Below are 23,657 nucleotides of genomic sequence, written 5' to 3'. Positions count from 1 at the left end.
ATCGATGTGTTCATCAAGGGAGTACACAGGAAGTCCTGTGGAAGTGGATGTCAGCTAGAACAGCTGAAGATATAGTCCGATCTTATGGGAAACCATGAGCTGGAGAGGCATGTCCTTTTTCCGGGTAAGAAGTAACGCCTCTTACTGAACACTAATGACAGGAAAAAACTCCTTAGCTACTCATCCAAAGTTTGGAATAAAAGCAAAGATTATAATTGCTGTTCCTTACAAGAATATTAATGATCAAATGGTTAAAGAAGCACATAATAATGGTGATCGAGAGAACCAAACTTATATTCATTCTGGGATGAATCGAACAGTGGAACCTTATAAAGAAGATCCATTAAATAAACTAAATTTTTCATATAGCCTTAGTTTAAAAGGTTCACCGATACCATATCAAAATAATGCAGTAATAAACACGACCTATAATCAGCTATTGAATGTAACAGACGAAGATTTGAAAACTATTGATTATGTGTTTATAGATGAGTCACATGCATTAACAAATGATCTAGACTTTCGTGGAGATACAATTTCCAAGCTTATTTTTCGCATTATTGAATTCGTATCTAAAATGCCTAAAGCTAAAACCAAATTTATATTTATGAGTGGAACCCCTAATGTGGAAACCAAAGTAATCGAAGAAATAATGGATAAATATCAGATAAAACATAAATTCAAAAGAATTAGAATAGACAAGCAATATGCTGTTTCTCCAACAATTAACTTAGTTCATCTTGATACAATGGATAAGACAAAAAGAGAAAATCTTATGGTTAAACAAATCAATGAATATATTAGTCAAGGTAGAAAAGTGATTTATGTATACAACCACAAAGAATATATGCCAGAACTGCAAAGAGTACTACAAACCAAAATCGGGAAAAAAATTAAAGTTGGCTGTTTTCATTCTGATTCTTCCGGTAAATGCACAGAAAACATTTTATCCGGTAAAATTGGAGATTTCGATGTAGTACTAGTCACTAACTTTTTTATAAATGGAATTAACATTGATAAAGATGGTCTTGATGGTAAAGATCTAAAGGCAGGTAAAACATCTACCCAAAAATATGCCATTGTAATTGATGTAAGCAGTAAATATAGTCAGATAAGTGCTATTCAAACTATCCAGGCTGTCAACCGTTTTAGAAATAGACTATGCGAAGCAACTGTATTTTTTCCAAAAATATTTATAAAGGATGAAAAGTATCCTAATCGTAACTTTCGGTATGACCATGCAGTAAAAACCTTATTTGGTATTAATAAATATAATCATCATTTATTGGCTGATTCTAAAACTAATATTTCTTCTGTAAACATTGAAGAAGATGAGGTCCTTCCAACATCAGAAATTCATTTTCTAAGAGAAGTCAAAATAAACCCTACTTATATCTCTACTACTGATATACAAGCCAAGACTATGGAAGAAGAAAACAAGATGCTTTTACAACAATTGATTGGTAAGGAAGAGAGGATGTATACAGACTGGCACCAGTCTTTAGATGGCTTTAATTACTTATGTAAAGACGCTGGATTTGAAGTTGTTTTTAAACATATTGATCTGGGAGATCCTCTTAACGAAATGACTGAAGACCAAATAGAATTAGAAAATAAATTCATTTCTACAGTTTTTAAAAAATCTAACCTTTTTGATTTGATAAAAAACCTTGGAAAGAAGGTAAGGATAACGATTATGGCTTCTGATAAAATCATTAATCCGATAAATACAAAAGCGAGTAACTTTTACATTAAAAGTAATCATAACCAGAACTGTATTATTGAGGGAGATTTTCACAGTTCACATGAGCTTTGTATAAACAAATTTTCTCGTTGTTTTAGGAAACTAGCCTTTCTTTATGATAGCGTTCAAGCACCTGAAATTATTAGTTCACTTAACAATCCAAAAGTAAACTACCTACCCTTTTCTAGCAAAAGGTTCATGGATCATATAGCTAAATACGTAAGAGGTTGTAATGTCTTGCTAAGTGAAAAATTTATACCTGTAGCAAATTATATTACAACTTTAGATGCCTTATCTAATTACAACATAGGCGTACATAAAGACATATATCCTACATTTATTTCTTATACAATTAAAGATAAGGACTTGGTAAAGAAGATCAAAAATGCATGGGCAGAACAACAGTATTCTATGATCGAATATAAAATGGATAATTTAAATTCTGGCAACCATACAAAAAAAGGGTATAATCACAGATACAATACGTCAAACTATGGTTATCTGTCTGATGGACAAATCGAAATATATAAGCCGTATTTCGGAGATAAAGAGAAAATAATGCAAAGTGATCTCGAGAATTTAGAAATGCAACTTAAATATATTTCACAATATACTCAGATCAACACTTCAAAGGATGGTATTCAAATAAACAATGAAAGCATTATAATTCCAAGAATTATAAAGAGTGAAGAGGTAAATGGTTATCTTGATTTAAGTCATGTAAATCCTTTTCCACCAGAAGAAGTAACCCAAGAACAGCTTTCTAAAGAACATAAAGAGTTAGTGGATGGTTTAATAGAAGTATGTTATAATTTGATGGTGGAAAGTATGCCTACAAAAAATTATAAATTAATCATAGCATCTGCTTATTGCTATAACCAATTAAAGAACAGGAACATTGAAAAAGCTTCAAATAGATTAAAGAAAATAGCTAAAAGTCTAAAATCAAATGAGCATGAAAGTTTCGTTCAAGTACTTGAACAGGTATTTAAAAAATTATCACGTTTAGAACAAATATTATTAACAGCTTTTAAATCAACAGAGTTTACTGTCTTTAAGAAAAACTACTATTCATTAGGAGCTGAAAAGTTTTATAGTGATATATTTTTCTGCCAAGATGATTTTACCCTAAAACAATTAATTAATAGTAACACCTTTAGTTTGAATAATATCTCTAAAAGTAAAATTTACAATACCCTAAATAAGGTCTCAAAAAAATACTTGGATAAGACGAAAATACGTGTAAGGACAAAATCAGGAGGTAGAAAAACGATTGATTTAACCGATACCACCTCAAAATATAAAGATAGTGCATTCGTAGTTTTGGATAAGAAAAACAGAATTTTATATGCTGACTTTGATAAAATAAAGGCATGTCAGTTTTTATGTTCTTATGCTTTTAAAGGTGAAGAATTTAAATTAAAAGATGGAAAAGTACCTGTTAAAAAAGAAAATTGCGGAATATACAATCCAAGTACTTTTAAAAAAGACTACTTCCCAAAAAAGTCTATAAGCAAAACTGTTGATAACTATAGTATAGAAGAATATACTGTTAACGTTGTAGATTATGTAAATCATAAAACATCAGTGTAAAAAATAAGAACCAACCCATATTGGGTTGGTTTTCTCTTCTTTAATGCAAAACGTTTTTTCTTTTTCTCCTCCAGATTAACAATAGCTTGAAGCCATCACTTATCATTCTTGAAATTAACTCATTTGCACAATCTCTCTGTTCCATATTATATATGTTTTTATGATTATTTTTATAAGGTTTTTAGAAAATGCAAAAGGCCTGAAAAACTCAAGTATCAAAAGTTCTAAATAAAATAGAAATACTAAGTATTTTACGTAATCCGATGATTCAATAAATAATCTTGTAACTTATCCCCTGCGCAATACAAAAAGTTTAACTATTAAGATTTTTAATAAAGGAGAGCCCTGTTTCAATTTTTAAGAATATATGAAAAGTCTAATTTGTTGTACCTATGTTGTACCTAATAAAAAAGCCTCAACAAATAAATGTTGAGACTCTTACTATGTACAGGCGGAGAGACTCGAACTCTCACACCTCGCGGCACTAGATCCTAAGTCTAGCGTGTCTACCAATTCCACCACGCCTGCAACTTTCCAATTTATTGGGATGCAAATATAAACAATACTTGTAAACTACAAACTTGTTCGTTATAATTTTTCTATTTTTGATGACTAAGTTTTAAAATTGAACAATGAATCCTATCCAATCTTATATAGAAAATAATAAACAACGATTTTTAAGAGAACTTATAGATTTGCTTAAAATACCATCAATTTCAGCAGATTCATCACACAAAAAAGATGTTTTGCTAACTGCAGATTTTGTCTTAAACAGTCTTAAAAAAGCGGGTTGTGATAACGTTGAAATATGCAAAACTCCTGGATATCCAATAGTTTATGGCGAAAAAATTATCGACAAAAATCTACCAACTGTTTTAGTTTATGGTCATTATGATGTGCAACCTGCAGATCCAATTGAATTATGGACTTCTCCCCCTTTTGAGCCTGTTATCAAAAAAACAGAAATTCACCCTGAAGGAGCCATTTTTGCAAGAGGTTCTTGCGATGATAAAGGGCAAATGTACATGCATGTAAAAGCATTAGAATACATGACATCTACAGGAAATTTACCTTGTAATGTTAAATTTATGATAGAAGGTGAAGAAGAAATCGGTTCTGAAAGTTTAGCTTGGTTTGTACCTAGAAATAAAGAAAAATTAGCCAATGATGTAATTTTAATTTCGGATACAGGAATGATTGCTAACGGTATTCCATCAATAACAACAGGTTTACGTGGTTTAAGTTACGTAGAAGTAGAAGTTACTGGGCCAAATAGAGATTTACATTCTGGTTTATATGGTGGTGCTGTCGCAAATCCTATTAATATTTTAACCAAAATGATAGCTTCTTTACATGATGAAAATAACCACATCACCATTCCTGGATTTTATGATAAGGTAGAAGAACTTTCAACAGAAGAAAGAGCAGAAATGGCAAAAGCACCATTTTCATTAGATGCTTATAAAAAAGCCTTAGCAATTGACGATGTTTATGGTGAAGAAGGCTATACTACCAACGAACGCAATTCTATAAGACCCACTTTAGATGTTAATGGAATTTGGGGTGGCTACACAGGAGAAGGAGCTAAAACCGTAATTGCTAGCAAGGCTTTTGCTAAAATTTCTATGCGTTTAGTGCCGAATCAAGATTGGAAAGAAATATCAGATTTGTTTGTGAAACATTTTGAAAAAATTGCTCCTAAATCTGTAAAAGTGATCGTAAAACCTCATCATGGAGGTCAAGGTTATGTAACACCTATAGATAATATTGGGTATAAAGCAGCAAGTAAAGCTTATGAAACTACTTTTGGTAAACCGCCAATTCCACAAAGAAGTGGAGGAAGCATCCCTATTGTATCTCTTTTTGAAAAAGAACTTAAAAGTAAAACAATTTTAATGGGATTTGGATTAAATTCTGATGCCATACATTCTCCTAATGAACATTTTGGGATTTGGAATTACCTAAAAGGCATCGAAACTATACCATATTTTTATACAAATTTTACTAAGCTTTATTTATAATTATTATCTTTACCGCAAGTTAACAAGTAATTTTATCAGTTAAACGATTATTTTAAACAACTGATAAAATAAATACCCCAAAATTCATTAATAGTATTAGGTTTGACTCTAAATTATAGACACTAAAAAAAACAACTAAATAAAAATAAGATGAAGAAAATTTACTTTGGGGCAGTATTTACATTATTGTCTTTATTAACTAATGCACAAGATAGTTTCGATCACTGGTCTATAGATTTAGGAGGTGGAATGCATCAAATTGGTTCTACCATAACTCCAGGTTATTCTGCTAATATTTTAGGGCAAGGAAGTCTAGGTTTTAGATATATGTTTAATGAAAAATTTGGTGTACGTTTAGACTTAGGATATAATAGCTTTAGTGCAGACGAAAACAGTGTAGCAGATTTTAAATCGAATTATTATAGAGCTTCCTTAGAAGGTATTATTAATTTAGGTAGTGTATTAAACTTTAAATCGTTTACAAATCGTTTTAATTTATTAGCACACATTGGTGCAGGTTCTGCTTCTTTAAACATTACAGAACCTACAGACAATGGTGGTGATTTAATGTATGTTATGAATATAGGTTTTACACCTCAAATTAAATTAACAAACCGATTATCACTATTTGTAGACATCAACTCATTAATTCATTATAACCAACAAGATAATTTTGATGGAGGACCGAATACCTCTTCAAGAGAATCGAACATTAGCTTAATAAACACTTCTATAGGTTTAAATATTGCGCTGGGAAAAAACAAACAATCTGCTGATTTCTGGAGCAAAGAAATAGACGAAAAAGTAATGGATAGCGAATTAACTACCTTAAAAAAACGTTTAGATTCTGCTGAAAAAGAAATCGCTATTTTAAAAACAAAAGAGTCTAGTCCTAATAAAGATCTTATTATGACAGAGCTTGATGAAAGATATGTTAAAAAGAATGAAATCAATAAATACGCTAATGTTGTTAGTGGTTCTAATGTAGATTTTATTAAAAACTTATTAAACAGTGGTTACATCAACGTATACTTTGATATCAACAAAACTAAAATTCAAGATGGTTCTTTAAACTCTGTAAATTATTTAAAACAATTTATGTTAGATAATCCTTATGTAAGTGCAGAATTAATTGGTTATGCTGATGAAACTGGTACTGAAGCAAGAAACAAAACACTTTCTCAAAACAGAGCAAAAATGGTGTTCGATGTTTTAGTTGCTGCTGGGATAAACCCAACAAGATTATCTTATTTTGGTGGTGGTGAAGATACTTCTGTTGCAAAAGACGCTAGACAATTAGCTAGAAAAGTTACTTTTAAAATTAAATAATTTTAAAATTTTATAAACAAAAAAAAAGCATCAACATGTATTTGTTGATGCTTTTTTATTTTACATAGAATAGTTAGAGTTCTATTCTTTAATCAAATAGGCTTTGGTGATATAATCTACTTTAGGAAACTTTTCTTTTAAAAACTTATTCCCAAATTTAGCAATCGAATCTTGTTTTCTGCCTAATTGATCTCCATATTCATCATAAAATTTTAAAATATTTTCCTGACCTGCAATCACTTTTGCAACCACAGGAAAACCAGTTACTCCAGAATAAGCCAATTTATCTAATCTATGATTTTCTTTTAGATTGATAAATATTTGATTAGATCTAGAATTTACGCCTCCTCTAGCAAAAGAAATAGTCATAGAATCATTTTTCTGAATTACAGGTTCGTCTTCAATTTTTCTTTGCTGCCAAGATTTATTGATGATTGTGTCATTATGTAAACCAAATTGAGCTACAAAATTGGGCACAACTCTAAAAATAGCAACATCTACATAATAATCATTTTTAATCATTTGATACAATCGATCTACTCCTTTTGGAGACCAATCTCTTTTTGCTTCAATATCAAAATTTCCTTTTGTGGTTTCAAATCTTGCTTTAAAAGTTGCTGGAGCCTCTTTTTTTAACCATTTTTCATTAAACTTTTTTGATGCACAAGATGCCATTATAAGTATCGATACTAATAGTAAAATTCGTTTCATTCTATTTCATTTTTATAAAATCAAAGGTATAAAAAGTAAAAACTATTTTAACTCTACATTTGTAGAATTAAAATTTTTATTCTATGTTTGTAGAGTAAAATATTTATAAGAATGCAATTATCAAAAACAGAAGAGCAATTAATGCAATATTTATGGAAGCGTAAAAAGGCATTTTTAAAAGATTTATTAGAAGATTTTCCTGAACCAAAACCAGCAACTACAACTGTTGCAACTCTTTTAAAAAGAATTAAAGACAAAGGTTTTATAGACTATAAGTTATTCGGGAAATCTAGAGAATATTACCCGATCATAAAAAAAACAGATTATTTTTCGAAACACGTAAATGGTCTAATCAAAAATTTCTTCAACGATTCTGCTAGTCAGTTTGCTTCGTTTTTTACTAAAGAAACAAATTTATCTACTGATGAATTAGAAGAATTAAAAAAAGTAATTGATTCTCAAATTAAAAAACAAAAAAAATGATTGCATATCTTTTAAAATCAGCAACTTGTTTGGCATTGCTTTTATTTTTCTATTACTTAGTTTTAGAAAGAGAGAAAATGCATAATTTTAATCGATTCTATTTAATAGGCAGTGTGTTCTTTTCATTTTTAGCACCTTTATATGTTATTTATATTGATGCTGCACCCATCATTATAGAAAACACAACTACTTCAAATATAGCTTACGATATCGAAGAAATTCCATCAGAAATTATTATTGAAAATACTTTTAATTACAAATCAATATTGATGATTTTATATTTTATAATATCAACAATATTATGCATTCGCTTGGGTAAAAATTTATTCAACATCGTTCATAAAACAAAGAAAAACACAGCAATTCCTTATCAAAAAGCAATTTTAATTTTAGTTGATGATCAAATATTACCTCATACATTTTGGAACTATATATTCATCAACAAAAATGATTACGAAAATAAAAAGATCGAAAAAGAACTTTTTACACACGAGCTTACACACGTTACACAAAAACACACCTTAGATATAATACTCTTAGAATTATTACATGCCATTTTTTGGATAAACCCTTTCTTTATTTTGCTAAAAAAAGCGGTGCAATTAAACCATGAATTTTTGGCAGATGAGCGTGTAATTCATCAACATAAAAACACAATCCAATATCAGCACTTATTGGTAAATAAAGCTGCTTGGAAAAACGAATATTACTTGGCCAGTAATTTGAATTATTCACTTACTAAAAAAAGATTAAAAATGATGACCACACAAAGTTCGCACACAAAAATCTTGTTAAAAAAACTGGCGGTAATTCCGTTATTAGCAGGATTTGTTTACCTCTTTGCAGAAAGAGTTGAAGCGCAAGAAGTGCAAGAAATTGTAGAAACAATTATTGAGGATGTACCTTTTAAAAAAGATGATTTATCAAATTCGGAAATCTATAAAAAATACTTTTATAAAAACTTAAAGATTCAAAAAAAAGATGAGAATGGTAACACTATTTCTAAAAAATATAGCGAATTAAATGATGAGGAAAAAGCAAGATTGATGCCTCCTCCACTTTTAAAATCAAAAAAAATAATTCCAACTAAAGCTCAATTTGAAGCCTTAAAAAACAGTGAGAAATATGCAATTTGGGTTGATGGAAAAGTAGTTAAAAACGAACTTTTAAATAATTACAAACACACAGATTTTGCTAAATATTCAAGCAGTTATGTGCACAGCAATGCAAGAAGCAAACGTTTTCCACAAGAAAATCAGGCTAATTTAGAAACTACATCCTATTTTAATGCTCAAAATAAAAAGCGCATGGAGAAATTCATGAACTATATTAAAGAAGATCATAATATAGTTGAAATTCAAGAGGAGAAAGGAAACATTAAAATAATTGAAATTCAGGAGGATCCTAAATTTCATAAAAACTGGTACATCACTATAAATGATGATAAATACTATTACACTTTTGATAAAAATGAAAGAATAGCTAGGTATTATCTAAATGGGAAATTAGTAAATCTTGATATTGTAAAAGAATACAAAAAGAAACATATTATTTTTGAAAAGTTAAAAAGCACAGGTAAACATTATGTTTTTAAAACTAAAAAAGAGCAAAAAGAAATAGATAGAGAATTTTCAGATTTAGGTGGTATGTATTTTAGAATGTCTAGAGCTGATAAAAACAAAGTAACTCGTCCTGAAAACCCTGTAAAACCATATGTAACTTTAAGAAAAAACAATAAAGTTTTTTATAAGTTAAGATCAGAATTAACAGAAGAAGATAAATTATTAATTCCTCCTCCACCACCAGTTCCTGATGCATCTGAAGAAGAAATTTTAAAAGCAAAAAATGCTTACAAAGAGTGGAAAAAAAGAACTGGAAATGACTTTGCTCCTCCACCTCCACCAAAATTAAAAAAGAAAACAGTTACTGAAAATAATGCTACTAAAACAATAGTAATTTTAGTATCTAAAAATGGTAAATATTCAATATCCTATAATAAATCATTTAAAAATTTTAAACCTGTAACTATAACAACAATAGATAAGACGATATCAAAATTAAATAATAATGAAATTAAAAACACATTCGTTTTTACAAAAACTAAAGATTTAAAAAAATTTAGAACTAAGCCTTCTAATTCAGCAGAATACCATGATGATTTAGAATTATACATTATGAAATCTAATATTGAATATGTTTCCGTAAAAGATGAAAAAGGACTGAGTAAAGAAATTCCGAAGGGTGAATTTGTTTTAGATAATAAAAATACAAGCGAATATAAACCTCATCTTTTAGAACTAATTAAAATTTTTAAAAAATATAATATCAAAAACATAACTATTTAAAAAAATTAGCCTCGAAAAATCGAGGCTTTTTTATGTAACAAATTCGCTTTTAAAACGTTGTATTTATACATTTAAATACAAAAACCTTGCTTAAAAATTTCTTTCTTACTTGTTCTGGAGTTGATAAAAACTTAATTAACGAATGTTCTAATGGCGAACAAAATAAATATGTTGGCATAGGTGCTACCGTATTTTTTACTGCAATTATGGCAACTATTGCAGGTTCGTATGCTTTATACACTGTTTTTGATAATTTGTATAGCGCCATTTTCTTCGGATTAATTTGGGGATTATTAATCTTTAATTTAGATCGATTTATAGTCTCTACTATTAAAAAAACAGATTCTAAATGGAAAGAATTTGCACAAGCAACTCCTAGAATAATTTTGGCAATTATTATTGCCACTGTTATTTCTAAACCTTTAGAATTAAAATTGTTCGAAAAAGAAATCAATCAGGTTTTGTTAACGGAAAAAAACCAAATGACTTTGGATAACAAATCTCAAATTGCACAACAATTTACACCAGAGATTGATCAAATTAAGTCAGAAATTCAAGTGCTTCAACAAGAAATTATTAGCAAAGAAAATGAAACCAATAATTTGTACGAAATTTATATTTCTGAAGCAGAAGGTACAACTGGAACAAAAAAATTAGGTAAAGGCCCCGTTTACAAAGAAAAAAGAGCAAAACACGATGCTTCTTTATTGGCTTTACAGCAACTGAAAAAAGAAAATTTAGCTAAAATTGAAGAAAAAGAAAATGCAATTGCTACTTTAGTTAACAATCAAAAGTTGGCTGAAACAAAATCGCAACCCATAATTTCTAATTTTGATGGATTAATGGCAAGAATTAAGGCTTTAGGCAAATTGCCGTTCTTTACATCGTTTTTTATTTTCTTGCTGTTTTTGGCTATTGAAACATCGCCAATTATTGCAAAATTATTAGCACCAAAAGGTGAATATGATTTTAAACTCGAAGAAAAATTATCTGCTGTTAAAACTTGGGCAACTCAACAAATGCAACAAAGAGAACAAATGTTAAATGCTGATATTACTATTGATAATAAAGTGTATAAAGATATAACTGCTGATGAAGAATTGTACAACTACAAACAAAAAATGGCAAGAGAGTTAATGAAATTACAAGCAGATTCTTTTTACAAAAAACAGCAAAAAATGCTTTAAGGATAGACTTTAATTTCTAAAAAACAATTCGTTTACAAACCAGTTTAGCCCAGATTGAATGGCCTGTTTGAGCTCTTTTAGAGGTACGAAAAAAAGCGAGTAATGAAAGCTGGAAATAGCTACAAAAAAAACATGTAAAAATAAAAAAAGCGTCCCTTGTAAGGGAAGCTTTCCATTGGTTAACAAAACCACGACACTTTTACAAAAGTGACAAAACAACACAACTAAATGCTACTTTAACAAAAAGTAACAAGCAAATATACACTGTTTTTAATTATCGGAAAATAAATATCTGTTTTTTTACAATTTTCTCAATTGTCTATTTACTCATAGATTGTATCTTTGCAGCCTTATTTAACATTAGAAATTTACACAGCAAATGCAATTATCAGAACAAGAAGTTGTACGTAGAGAAAAACTCGCAAAATTAAGAGATTTGGGCATAAACCCATATCCAGCAGATTTATTTCCAATCAATTCAAATTCGAAAGAAATAAAACAGGATTTTTCTGAAGGAAAACAGGTAATTATTGCTGGGAGACTAATGTCTAGAAGAATACAAGGTAAAGCGTCTTTTGCTGAGTTACAAGATGGTGATGGTAGAATACAAGTGTATTTTAATCGTGATGAAATTTGTGCTGGAGAAGACAAAACCTTATACAATGATGTATATAAAAAATTACTAGATATTGGTGATTTTATAGGTATAGAAGGTACTTTATTTACCACAAAAGTGGGTGAAAAAACAGTAATGGTAAACAATTTTAAATTGCTTTCTAAGGCTTTAAAACCCTTACCATTACCAAAAGTTGATGCAGAAGGCAACACTTTTGATGCGTTTAACGACCCAGAAATGCGTTACAGACAACGTTATGCAGATTTAGTGGTAAATCCGCATGTAAAAGAAGTATTTATTAAAAGAACCAAATTGTTTAATGCAATGCGTTCTTTTTTTAATAATGCTGGTTATTTTGAAGTTGAAACTCCTGTTTTACAACCAATTCCTGGTGGTGCAGCAGCAAGACCTTTTATTACGCATCACAATTCTTTAGATATTCCATTATACATGAGAATTGCTAACGAATTATATCTAAAACGTTTGATTGTTGGTGGATTTGATGGAGTGTATGAATTCTCTAAAAACTTTAGAAATGAAGGAATGGATAGAACTCATAATCCAGAATTTACAGCCATGGAAATCTATGTTTCTTACAAAGATTACAATTGGATGATGGATTTCTGTGAACAATTATTAGAGCATTGTGCTATTGCTGTAAACGGAACATCTAAAGCAACTTTTGGCGAGCATGAAATTGATTTTAAAGCGCCTTATGCTAGAGTAACAATGGCAGATTCTATTAAGCATTTTACAGGTTTTGATATTACTGGTAAAACTGAAGCTGAAATTAGAGAAGCTGCTAAAGGCATGAATATTGAGGTTGATGAAACCATGGGTAAAGGAAAATTAATTGATGAAATTTTTGGTGAAAAATGCGAAGGAAATTACATTCAGCCAACTTTTATTACAGATTATCCTAAAGAAATGTCTCCACTTTGTAAAGAGCACAGAGACAACCCCGAATTAACAGAGCGTTTTGAGTTAATGGTTTGTGGTAAAGAAATTGCAAATGCATATTCTGAATTAAATGACCCAATTGACCAACGTGAACGTTTTGAGCATCAATTAAAATTGGCTGCTAAAGGTGATGATGAAGCTACAGAATTTATAGATCACGATTTTTTACGTGCTTTAGAATATGGTATGCCTCCAACATCTGGAATGGGAATTGGTATGGACAGGTTAATTATGTTTTTAACCAATAATCAATCCATACAAGAAGTGTTGTTCTTTCCGCAAATGAGACCAGAGAAAAAAGCACCTACTGTAGAATTGAATGATGAAGAAAAAGTGGTTTTAGAAATTATCACTAAAGCAGAAAAAATCGAATTGGTTACTTTAAAAACGCAATCTGGTTTATCCAATAAAAAATGGGATAAAACCATTAAAGGTTTAACAAAAAAAGAAGTTGCTAAGGTTTCTAAAACAGACGAAGGTTTGTTTGTAGAAATTGTATAACAAAATTATTGTTCTGAACTTATTTTAGAATTTTATAAAATATTTTAAAGGAATTGTAGCAATGCAATTCCTTTTTTTATTCCATAATTTTCTAATAGTTTTGATAAAACAAAAATTAACCAATGGATAATTATCAAAAAATAATCGAAGGCATTTATACTGATGTTAAAAATATCGAAGATTCAGGTAAAGTAGCCAATTACATTCCAGAATTGGGCAACATTTCTCCAGATAATTTTGGCATTCATATTACTACTATTGATAAAAATTCTTTCGGAATTGGAAATTCTGACACTAAATTTTCTATACAAAGTGTTTCAAAAATTTTAACCTTAACCTTGGCTTACAAATTAGAAGGCGAAAAACTTTGGGAACGTGTAGATGTAGAACCATCAGGAAATCCGTTTAATTCTCTTTTACAATTAGAAGCAGATTTAGGGAAACCAAGAAACCCTTTTATAAATGCAGGCGCTATTGTTATTTGTGATGTATTATTGAGCCATTTAAAAAATCCGAAGAAAGAATTTTTAGAATTTTGTAGAGAAATTTCTGATAATAAAAATATCAATTACAACGAAAAAGTGGCATCATCAGAAAAAATTACAGGTTTTAGAAATGTAGCTCTATGTAATTTTATTAAATCTTTTGGCAATATTAAAAATAATGTGGATGATGTTTTAGACTTCTATTTTCATATCTGCTCAATAGAAATGACCTGTAAAGAGCTCTCAGAAATTTTTCTTTATTTAGCTGATGATCATTTTATCACCAAAAAAGGAAATAGAGTCCTTACCGAAAGTCAGGCAAAAAGGGTAAATGCCATAATGCTTACTTGCGGATTTTACGATGAATCTGGCGAGTTTGCTTTTAGAGTTGGTTTACCTGGAAAAAGTGGAGTTGGTGGTGGTATTGTTGCCATACATCCAGATGAATTTTGCATAACTGTTTGGAGCCCAAAATTAAATATTAAAGGAAACCCTTACAAAGGCATGTTATTTCTAGAGAAATTTACAACTGCAGTTGAATCCTCTATTTTTTAATTTTTTTGGTGATGAAAAAAATATTTACAATCTTATTTTGCTGTGTATTTTATTCTCAATATGCTCAAGATTGGGAAACTGTAGTTTCGTTGCCTGGAAGATCTCCAGTAAAACAAATTGAAATTGTGAATGACAATAATATTTATGTGTCTTCACAATATTATAAATTATACAATTGGAATGGTTCTGAATGGAATTCTGTGGGCGATTTTAACCCCGGTTTTAATGGTAAATTTTATTACAAATCTGATAACGAAATTTATGCCACTCACAATACGTATTTAAATGGTAAAGATGAAACTGAGTATAATTATATTGCCAAATGGGATGGAATTTCTTGGAGCAATTTTGGAAATTTTAACCAACCTAAAAGCATTCACAATTTTAAAATTGTAAGTGAAGATGAAGCTTATGCTGTAGGTGAATTTGACGATTTAGATGGTTTTAGATGGCGATCTGTAGCAAAATTTAATGGCAGTACTTGGAATGTTATTGGTTTAGATGACCCCTTAGCAGGAACCTATGCAGGAAACAACTCTCTTTGGGTAAATAATGAAAATGATCTCTACTCAAAATGGGATAGTTACAGAAGTTCTGGAGAAAAAAAAGTAAAACATTGGGATGGAACTTCTTGGTCTCTTTTAAGAAATTTTGAGTTAGACGAAATTTATGATTTAGATAGAATTCACGTTGTTAGTGAAAACGAAATCTATATCAATACTTGGAATAAGAATATCGATTATGGTGTTATTGGTTTATGGGATGGGAATTATTGGCGTATTTTAGGAGATATTCAAACCGATTTAAATACTGGTGGATTTTATGGAAGTTTAGACTTTATTTTTGTGAGTTCAAATGAAATTTACGCTTTTGGCTCAGCTTTAAGAGTAAGAAACCAGTTCAATTATCAGGTGGCTGTTTGGAATGGTACAAAATGGAGTAACTTAGGAAATTTAAATGCCAACAACCCTGTAAGAACTGGTTTTTATAAAAACGGATTTTTATATGTAGGTGGAGATTTTACAGAAAGTGGCAAAACTTTAATTAAAAAAATTGATGCTCAGAAAGTGCTATCAACCTCTAAATACAACTTCCAAAATAATAATAAAATATATCCAAATCCTGTAAAAAATATTTGTTATTTAAATAAAAGCTTTCCTAAAATAATTGTCTATGATATTTCTGGTAAAAAAATAAAAACTTTTTATAATCAATCAGAGATTCATCTTGCTGATATTGATAATGGATTTTACCTCCTTCAATTATTTAATAATGAGCAAGAAATCAGTTTACTTAAGATTGTAAAGGAATAAGATTTCTTTTTTATCTTTGGATTTATGAATTGTAAAAACTGCCAACATACCTTAAAAGAAAATGCACATTTTTGTGAAAATTGTGGGGCTAAAGTAGTTACAGATAGAATTCAATTTAAAAAATTAATTCTAGAATTTTTCATTTTAAATTTTGGAGTAGATAGTCGTTTTTTCTTGACTTTATACAGAATGACTTTTCAACCTGATAAAGTAATTAACGAGTATTTAAAAGGCGTAAGAAAACGCTATATAAATCCGTTTGCATTTTTGGCAATTGGTGCAGGTATTTCTCTTATTGTGTTTAATTATTTTGCTGATGATTTTATTTTGTTGCAAAAATCTGTAAATCCAGAACAAATGAATGAATTAAAAGAAATCGCTGAAAAAGACATTTCTCTTGTAGAAGGACTATCAGAAAAAGAAATTAAGAAATTAGAAATTGATAAAAAAACGGCTCAATTTCAGTTAAGGTTTATGGATAAAATGTGGGAGTTTATGTTGCGCTACTATAATCTTTTAACCTTTATTATCTTATTTGTATACGCGGTTTTAAGCAAATGGACTTTTTGGAAACCTCATAATTATGGAGAGCATCTTGTAATGAATAGTTACATATATGGTTATACTACTTACTTTACACTTATCGCATTTTTCTCGGCTATGCTAATTCACCCATCAATTTATATATTTACCATTTTGGGTGCAATTGTATATTATATGTTTGCTTTTACTAGAATTTATAAGCTTTCTTTTGGTAGAATTATTTTAAAACTTTTACGATTCTTTATTGGGCTTATCTTTCTATTTATTGTGTTTGCTATTCTATCTTTTCTTGTAGGAATTCTAATTGCTTATTTAGGTTTTATAAATTTTGATGTTTAATTTTATTTGTATTTCATACCTAAATGCACCACTTTTTTGGTTTCGAAAAAAGGTTCATCAAAATAATTAGGTAAATCGTAAATGGTTGCAGAAGTATATAATTTTAATTCTTCAGTTAAATCACCTCCTTTTAAATATAGAATTCCGTTTTTTAAATCGTGGTTTTGCTTTTTAGCAATTTTACCTTTATTCCATCTTACAAAAGTTTCCATTTGGGCAACTGCTCTACTTACAATAAAATCGTAAGTATCTTTTACTTCCTCTACTCTACCATGTGTTGTTTTTACGTTTTCTAAACCCAAACCAGCCACTACTTCATTTACAACCTTTATTTTTTTACCAATAGAATCTACCAAATGAAACTGAGTTTCTGGAAACAGTATTGCCAAAGGAATACCTGGAAAACCACCACCTGTACCTACATCCATTACTCTTGCTCCAGGTTTAAACTGCATTACTTTAGCAATCCCTAAAGAATGTAAAACGTGGCGTAAATACAACTCATCAATATCTTTTCTAGAAACTACATTTATTTTCAAGTTCCAATCTTGGTACAATTCTTGTAATTTAGAAAATTGTTCTGTTTGATTTTCTGTTAAGTTTTTAAAATATTTGTGTATAATTTCCATCATCAAAAAGTTAGAAATGCAAAAATAGTTATTTGCCACTTACAATTCTTAACAAAATCTAACGTTTATCATTTAAAGCAAATTTAAATATGTTATTTTTGCTAACTTTATACATTATATGAAAACAATAACATTCTCGAGAGTAGATAAAGCAAAGTTCTTTAGAACTTTAAATAAAAGAGTAAACACTTATTTTAAAGAAAATAATATTAAAAAAACAGGAAACTGGAAATTGTATACGAAAGCAATTGTTATGTTTTCTTTATTTCTAGTACCCTTTATATTGGTTTTAACAGTTGCTATGCCACAATGGTTAATGGCTGTTTTAATGGTTGTTACAGGAATTGGAATGGCTGGGGTAGGTATGAATGTAATGCACGATGCAAATCATGAATCTTTTTCTAAAAGAAAATGGGTAAATAAATTAATGGGTAGCAGTATTTACATTTTAGCTGGTAACGTTTATAACTGGAAAGTGCAACACAACGTTTTACACCATACTTTTACCAACGTAAAAGACCACGATGAAGATATTGATGCTGGTAGAATTATTCGTTTTTCTTTACATTCTAAATGGATGAAAATTCATAAAATTCAAAAATATTATTCTATTTTTTTATACGGATTATTAACCATTAACTGGGCAATTACCACAGATATTAAACAAATGCGCAGGTATTTAAAACGTAAATTATCTTATGGTAAATTTCCAAACCCAAAAACAGAATGGACCAAATTAGTAATATCTAAATTAGCATATTATTCTCTTTGGATAGTTTTACCTATCTTAGTTTTAGATGTTGCGTGGTATAAAGTTTTAATAGGATTTTTTGTAATGCATTATACTGCTGGTATGATTTTAAGTTTGGTTTTTCAATTGGCACATATAGTACCAAATACAGAAATGCCAATACCAGATAAAAATGGTAATTTAGAACATACTTGGGCAGTCCATCAATTATACACTACAAGTAACTTTGCACCAAGCAATTGGCTCGTAAACTTTTATACAGGAGGATTAAATCATCAAGTTGAACATCATATTTTTCCACACATCTCTCACGTACATTATAATAAATTAGCTAAAATTGTAAAAGAAACAGCTGACGAGTTTAACTTGCCTTATAATGAGTACAAAACAATGAGAAAAGCCATTATAGAGCATTTTAGACACTTAGGTGTTTTAGGTCAAAAACCTGAATTAGCGTAAACAAAATTTCAACAATTTACATTAAAAAATGACACATCCATTATCGGACAGAATTAACAGCTTGCCATCTTCTCAAACATTGGCAATGGCTGCTAAAGCTAGAGAGCTTAGAGCAGAAGGAAAAGATATTATTGGTTTAAGTTTAGGTGAACCTGACTTTAATACACCAGATTTTATTAAAGATGCTGCAATTGAAGCTATTAATGAAAATTACAATTCTTACACACCAGTTGATGGTTATGGAGAATTAAAAGAAGCAATTTGCACAAAATTTAAACGTGATAACGATTTAGATTATAAACCAAGTCAGATTGTAGTTTCTACAGGAGCTAAACAATCTATTGCCAACATTGCTCAAGTATTGTTAAACCCTGGAGACGAAGTTTTATTGCCTGCACCTTATTGGGTAAGTTATTCTGCTATTGCAACTTTATGTGAAGCTAAATACATCGAAATTCCTTCTTCTATAGAAGCGGATTTTAAGATTACACCAGAACAATTAGAGGCTGTAATTACACCGAAAACAAAAATGATTTTCTTTAACTCGCCAAACAATCCAAGTGGAACTATTTATAGTGAAGCTGAGTACAGAGCATTGGCTGCAGTTTTAGAAAAACATCCACAGATTTATATTCTGTCTGATGAAATTTACGAGCACATTAACTACGAAACAAAACCTTTTAGTTTTGCTGCTATAGAAAGTATGTACGATAGAACTATAACTGTAAATGGTTTGGCAAAAGCATTTGCAATGACTGGTTGGAGAATTGGCTATATTGGAGCCCCAGAATGGATTGCTAAAGCTTGTACTAAAATGCAAGGGCAAATTACATCTGGTACAAATTGTATTGCACAAAGAGCAGCAATTACAGCAGTTTTAGCGCCAATTACTAAGATTCAATATATGGTAGATGAGTTTAAAACTCGTAGAGATATTATTATTGGATTATTAAGAGAAATAGATGGTTTTAAGGTAAATGTACCTGAAGGTGCGTTTTATGTTTTTCCTGATGTTTCTGCATTTTTTGGCAAAACCATAGATGGCGTAAAAATTGAAAATGCAAGCGATTTTTCTTTGTTTATTTTAGAAAAAGCAAATGTTGCCACAGTAACTGGTGATGCTTTTGGTACACCAAACTGTATTAGAATTTCGTATGCAGCTTCTGAGTTACAAATTCGTGAAGCTATCAAAAGAATTAAAGAAGCATTGAGTTAGTAAATAACAAAATACTATATAAACAAAAATCCATCTTTACAGATGGATTTTTTTTTGATTAATTAGTAATGAGGATGATTAATAGATAACCATAATAATCGATCCAAAAAACAAAGCAACTCTTAAAATAGTAGCGGTTTGGCTTTGTACATGGTCTTGATGACTTTCTATCATAGATTTAAAATTCGATAATGTTGCTCTTTTAGATGCTGAGATACTTTGTTTAATTTCTCTTTTATAAGCCGATGTTAAAATTCCTCTTTCTAAAATGTCTGTTTTTGTGTATGTTGGTTTCATAAGGTTTGGTTTATTTGATTACATACTTAAGACGATAGATTATTTATTTTGTTACAAGCTAAACCTCAAGAAATCAGACCTAAAATCGAGTTTTTGTAGTGTTTATGGTTTACGACAATGAGAAAAAAAGATAAAAAATTATCAAAATTTCTGAGTTAAACAACTTTTTAATCCAAAAAAACTATGGTATTTATAAGTATTTATAACTGATAATTATGAAGTAATGATATTTTAATGATACAAAAAAGCCACATCTACAGATGTGGCTTTTAAAAATTCATTCTAAATAATTTTAGATTTAGTCTACATTATCGTGCAAAAATGAGTTGTTTGATTTAAAATCAATACCATCAGCATCTTTTTTTAATACAGTTTTCGTTTTACTTGTAGCTGTATTTCTATCTAAATCTACTCCTTGTCTTTTATAAGCTGGCTGACGTTCTATTTCGTCTATGTTTTTATTTAAGCTTTCTTTAAAATCGTAATTGAATTTTTTCATATTCTTACGTCTTTCTTCAGCTCTTTGTTGCAGCTCACTAATGGTTAAATCCATAGGCGAAACTTCTTCACTTACAGTATCTATTTTATTAACTTCATTTTGTGGAGTTGCTGTTTTAAGCTCAAATTTAATTTCCTCTTCTGCTACTTTTTTAGCAGAAATATTTGAACTTTTACCTATAGTTGGTTCTGCAGCAAAATCTTCTAAAACGTAACGTGTTTCTTTTCTAGCCACAATTTCTGTTGCCCCAAAAACTTCTATATCGTTTACATTTACCGGTTTTTCATCGTTTGTAATGCTAAACTTAATTTCTTCATCCTTTTTAACTTCTGTGTAAGAGTTTAAAGGTAAATCGAACAATAAATCAGTTTGTATGTGTTTTGGTTCTTCTTCTATTTTTTCTTCTTTTACAACATTGGTTATAATAAAATCTTCTTCAGCCACAACAGAATTTGCAGTAACTTCTTCAAATTCTACTGGCATACTTGCAATAATAGGATTCGTTTTAACTAAATCCATTTTAGGTTTAGTTTCTTCTACTTCTTCTACTAATTTATGTACAATTTTTTCTTCTACTTTATTAGTTGCTAAAGGCGTATCTATGGCTGGTTGTTTAGTAATGGTTTTCTCAGCAAAATTATACGTTGCCTTTTGTTCATCTTCTAAAGTATGAATTACTTTTTTAACTTCTGTATTTGTAATTGTACTTTGTTGGTCTGCAGCAAAACCTGTGGCAACAATAGTTACAGAAATAGCATCTCCTAATTCTTCATCTTCACCTACCCCCATAATAATGTTAGCATCATGACCTGCTTCATCTTGAATATAATCGTTGATTTCTCCAATTTCATCCAAAGTAACTTCATTAGTACCAGAAACAATTAACAACAATACATTTTTAGCTCCTGTAATTTTATTATCATTTAATAAAGGAGAATCTAATGCTTTTACAATGGCATTTTTAGCTCTTGACTCTCCTTCTTCTTTTGCAGAACCCATAATTGCTGTACCACTATTAGAAAGTACAGTTTTTGCATCATGTAAATCTATATTTTGTTTGTAGTGATGAGTAATAACTTCTGCAATACCTTTAGATGCAGTAGATAACACCTCATCAGCTTTAGAAAAACCAGCTTTAAACCCTAGATTTCCATAAACTTCTCTTAATTTATTATTATTGATAACAATTAAAGAATCTACATTTTGGCGCAGTTGATCAATTCCTAATTGTGCTTGTTTTGTACGTCTTTTACCTTCAAAAGCAAATGGCATTGTTACAATACCAACCGTTAAAATATCCATATCTTTTGCAATCTTTGCAATAATTGGTGCAGCTCCTGTACCTGTACCACCACCCATACCAGCAGTTATAAATACCATTTTAGTTTGGGTATTTAACATTTGCTGTACTTCTTGTAAACTTTCTTTAGCAGCTTGCGCACCAATTTCTGGATTTGCACCTGCCCCTAAACCAGAAGTAAGGTTTGCCCCTAATTGAATTTTATTAGGTATTGGACTGTTTTCTAGAGCTTGGGCATCTGTATTACAGATTACAAAATCTACTCCGTTAATGTGTTGCTTAAACATGTGGTTTACGGCATTGCTACCTCCACCTCCAACACCAATTACTTTAATGGTGTTCGATTGTGTTTTTGGCATATCAAATAAAATGTTATCAAATTCTGCGCTCATAATAACGTTTATCTTTTTAAATTTATATTGTTGTTTGTTTCTTTGTATTGTTCTTTACTGATATTACTCAGCATTGTCTAAAAAATCTTTTAATCCTTCTGTAAACTTCTCGAAAAAAGATTTCTTTTTTGGCTTAGCCTTAATTTCTACTTTTGGTGTTGTTTCTTCTTCTGTTTCTTCTTCAGTTTGTTCGTTAACAATTTCTTCTACAACCTCTTCTACTTTTATTTCTTTTTCTAAACCTTCCATTAATAAACCAACAGCAGTTGCGTAAGAAGGACTAGAAAGAGCTTCATCAGAATCGCCAGCCAAATGCTCATTAGGAAAACCTATTCTTGCATCCATACCTGTAATGTATTCTACCAACTGACGTAAATGCTTTAATTGTGATCCACCACCTGTTAACACAATACCTGCAATTAATTTTCCTTTTGCAGTTTCATGCCCGTAATTTTTAATTTCTAAATACACATGCTCTATAATTTCTTGCACTCTTGCATGTATAATTTTTGATAGATTTTTAAGCGTAATTTCTTTTGGCTCTCTACCTCTTAATCCAGGAATTGAAACAATTTCTGTTTCTTTATTTTCTCCTGGCCATGCAGAACCGAACTTAATTTTTAATAATTCCGCTTGTTTTTCTATTATAGAACAACCTTCTTTAATATCATCAGTAATTACATTACCTCCAAAAGGAATTACAGCTGTGTGTCTAATAATACCATCTTTAAAAATGGCTAAATCTGTTGTACCACCACCAATATCTATTAAAGCAACTCCTGCTTCTTTTTCTTCTTGACTTAATACTGCTGATGCTGATGCAAGAGGTTCTAAGGTAATTTCACTTAAATCTAAACCTGCACTTTTTACACATCTTCCAATATTTCTGATAGATGAAACTTGCCCAACTACCACATGAAAATTTGCTTCTAAACGACCACCATACATTCCAATTGGTTCTTTAATATCTGCTTGTGAGTCTACTTTAAATTCTTGTGGCAATACATGAATAATTTCTTCTCCTGGCAACATAACCAATTTATGAACCTGATTTACCAAATTGTCTATATCTACATCTTCTATTACCTCATCTGCATTATTTCTTGTAATATAATCGCTATGATGTAAGCTTCTAATATGCTGACCTGCAATACCAACTACAACGTCTTCTATTTTAACGCCAGAAACGCTTTCTGCTTCATCAACTGCTTGTTGTATAGATTGTATGGTTTGTGTAATATTACTTACAACACCACGTTTTACGCCTAAACTTTTGGCTTTACCTATACCTACAACCTCTATTTTTCCATATTCGTTTTTACGACCAATCATGGCAACTATTTTGGTTGTACCAATATCTAAACCAACAGCTATTTTATTGTCTTCCAT

The 23,657-nt window shown here is 29.9% G+C and carries 17 protein-coding genes and 1 tRNA gene; 12 read left to right on the top strand and 6 right to left on the bottom strand.

What is annotated here, in order from left to right; all coding sequences use genetic code 11:
* Positions 1-154 precede the first annotated feature (154 nt).
* Positions 155-3,337, top strand: a complete 3,183-nt coding sequence (locus ACWYN7_RS02515; RefSeq protein WP_462858260.1) for a DEAD/DEAH box helicase family protein — start codon at positions 155-157, stop codon at positions 3,335-3,337.
* Between the two features lie 446 nt (positions 3,338-3,783).
* Here the strand turns inward: ACWYN7_RS02515 and ACWYN7_RS02510 are convergent.
* Positions 3,784-3,865 (bottom strand) — tRNA-Leu (locus ACWYN7_RS02510).
* A gap of 104 nt (positions 3,866-3,969) precedes the next feature.
* On the opposite strand from ACWYN7_RS02510, the gene ACWYN7_RS02505 reads away from it, so the two are divergent.
* Both ACWYN7_RS02505 and ACWYN7_RS02500 read left to right on the top strand, forming a co-directional pair.
* Positions 3,970-5,358, top strand: a complete 1,389-nt coding sequence (locus ACWYN7_RS02505; RefSeq protein ID WP_462858258.1) for a dipeptidase — start codon at positions 3,970-3,972, stop codon at positions 5,356-5,358.
* A gap of 150 nt (positions 5,359-5,508) precedes the next feature.
* Positions 5,509-6,687: an OmpA family protein gene (locus ACWYN7_RS02500; protein ID WP_462858257.1), complete on the top strand. Its 1,179-nt coding sequence runs from the start codon at positions 5,509-5,511 to the stop codon at positions 6,685-6,687.
* An 81-nt stretch (positions 6,688-6,768) separates the two neighbouring features.
* On the opposite strand, the gene ACWYN7_RS02495 is transcribed toward ACWYN7_RS02500, so the two are convergent.
* The gene (locus tag ACWYN7_RS02495) at positions 6,769-7,398 is read right to left on the bottom strand and encodes a peptidylprolyl isomerase (RefSeq protein WP_462858255.1); all 630 of its coding nucleotides are present in this window, start codon (positions 7,396-7,398) and stop codon (positions 6,769-6,771) included.
* A 111-nt stretch (positions 7,399-7,509) separates the two neighbouring features.
* On the opposite strand from ACWYN7_RS02495, the gene ACWYN7_RS02490 reads away from it, so the two are divergent.
* From ACWYN7_RS02490 to ACWYN7_RS02460, 7 genes are all read left to right on the top strand, one after another.
* Positions 7,510-7,881 (top strand): BlaI/MecI/CopY family transcriptional regulator, encoded by a 372-nt coding sequence (locus ACWYN7_RS02490; protein ID WP_397445305.1) that lies wholly within the window; start codon positions 7,510-7,512, stop codon positions 7,879-7,881.
* Positions 7,878-10,226 (top strand): M56 family metallopeptidase, encoded by a 2,349-nt coding sequence (locus ACWYN7_RS02485; RefSeq protein ID WP_462858254.1) that lies wholly within the window; start codon positions 7,878-7,880, stop codon positions 10,224-10,226. The genes ACWYN7_RS02490 and ACWYN7_RS02485 overlap by 4 nt, the downstream gene beginning before the upstream one ends.
* A gap of 86 nt (positions 10,227-10,312) precedes the next feature.
* Positions 10,313-11,413 carry a DUF4407 domain-containing protein gene (locus tag ACWYN7_RS02480; protein WP_462858253.1) on the top strand — a complete coding sequence of 367 codons (1,101 nt, stop codon included), beginning with the start codon at positions 10,313-10,315 and terminating at the stop codon, positions 11,411-11,413.
* 379 nt (positions 11,414-11,792) lie between these two features.
* On the top strand, positions 11,793-13,490 hold the full coding sequence (gene lysS / locus ACWYN7_RS02475) for a lysine--tRNA ligase (RefSeq protein ID WP_462858252.1): 1,698 nt from the start codon (positions 11,793-11,795) through the stop codon (positions 13,488-13,490).
* Between the two features lie 122 nt (positions 13,491-13,612).
* The gene (locus tag ACWYN7_RS02470) at positions 13,613-14,530 is read left to right on the top strand and encodes a glutaminase (RefSeq protein WP_462858251.1); all 918 of its coding nucleotides are present in this window, start codon (positions 13,613-13,615) and stop codon (positions 14,528-14,530) included.
* Positions 14,531-14,541: 11 nt separating this feature from the next.
* Positions 14,542-15,843 carry a T9SS type A sorting domain-containing protein gene (locus ACWYN7_RS02465; protein WP_462858250.1) on the top strand — a complete coding sequence of 434 codons (1,302 nt, stop codon included), beginning with the start codon at positions 14,542-14,544 and terminating at the stop codon, positions 15,841-15,843.
* Between the two features lie 24 nt (positions 15,844-15,867).
* Positions 15,868-16,725: a DUF3667 domain-containing protein gene (locus ACWYN7_RS02460; RefSeq protein ID WP_462858249.1), complete on the top strand. Its 858-nt coding sequence runs from the start codon at positions 15,868-15,870 to the stop codon at positions 16,723-16,725.
* Positions 16,726-16,727: 2 nt separating this feature from the next.
* Here the strand turns inward: ACWYN7_RS02460 and rsmG are convergent, their stop codons facing one another.
* A complete protein-coding gene (gene rsmG, locus ACWYN7_RS02455) occupies positions 16,728-17,354 on the bottom strand; it encodes a 16S rRNA (guanine(527)-N(7))-methyltransferase RsmG (protein ID WP_462858248.1) in 627 nt (208 codons plus the stop codon).
* 118 nt (positions 17,355-17,472) lie between these two features.
* Here rsmG and ACWYN7_RS02450 point away from each other — a divergent pair, with 118 nt between their 5' ends.
* On the top strand, positions 17,473-18,564 hold the full coding sequence (locus ACWYN7_RS02450; RefSeq protein ID WP_462858247.1) for a fatty acid desaturase family protein: 1,092 nt from the start codon (positions 17,473-17,475) through the stop codon (positions 18,562-18,564).
* A 28-nt stretch (positions 18,565-18,592) separates the two neighbouring features.
* A complete protein-coding gene (locus ACWYN7_RS02445; protein WP_462858246.1) occupies positions 18,593-19,780 on the top strand; it encodes a pyridoxal phosphate-dependent aminotransferase in 1,188 nt (395 codons plus the stop codon).
* 78 nt (positions 19,781-19,858) lie between these two features.
* Here the strand turns inward: ACWYN7_RS02445 and ACWYN7_RS02440 are convergent, their stop codons facing one another.
* The 3 genes from ACWYN7_RS02440 to ftsA all read right to left on the bottom strand — a co-directional run bounded on the left by ACWYN7_RS02440 (position 19,859) and on the right by ftsA (position 23,657).
* Entirely contained in the window at positions 19,859-20,077 is a 219-nt protein-coding gene (locus ACWYN7_RS02440; protein WP_462858245.1) for a hypothetical protein, read from the bottom strand.
* 298 nt (positions 20,078-20,375) lie between these two features.
* On the bottom strand, positions 20,376-22,268 hold the full coding sequence (gene ftsZ, locus ACWYN7_RS02435) for a cell division protein FtsZ (RefSeq protein ID WP_462858244.1): 1,893 nt from the start codon (positions 22,266-22,268) through the stop codon (positions 20,376-20,378).
* Positions 22,269-22,331: 63 nt separating this feature from the next.
* Entirely contained in the window at positions 22,332-23,657 is a 1,326-nt protein-coding gene (ftsA, locus tag ACWYN7_RS02430) for a cell division protein FtsA (RefSeq protein ID WP_462858243.1), read from the bottom strand.

It is taken from the genome of Polaribacter sp. M10, from assembly GCF_054968445.1.
The sequence above is the reverse complement of the archived record's forward strand: the minus strand, read 5'-3'. Positions and strand labels throughout refer to the sequence as shown.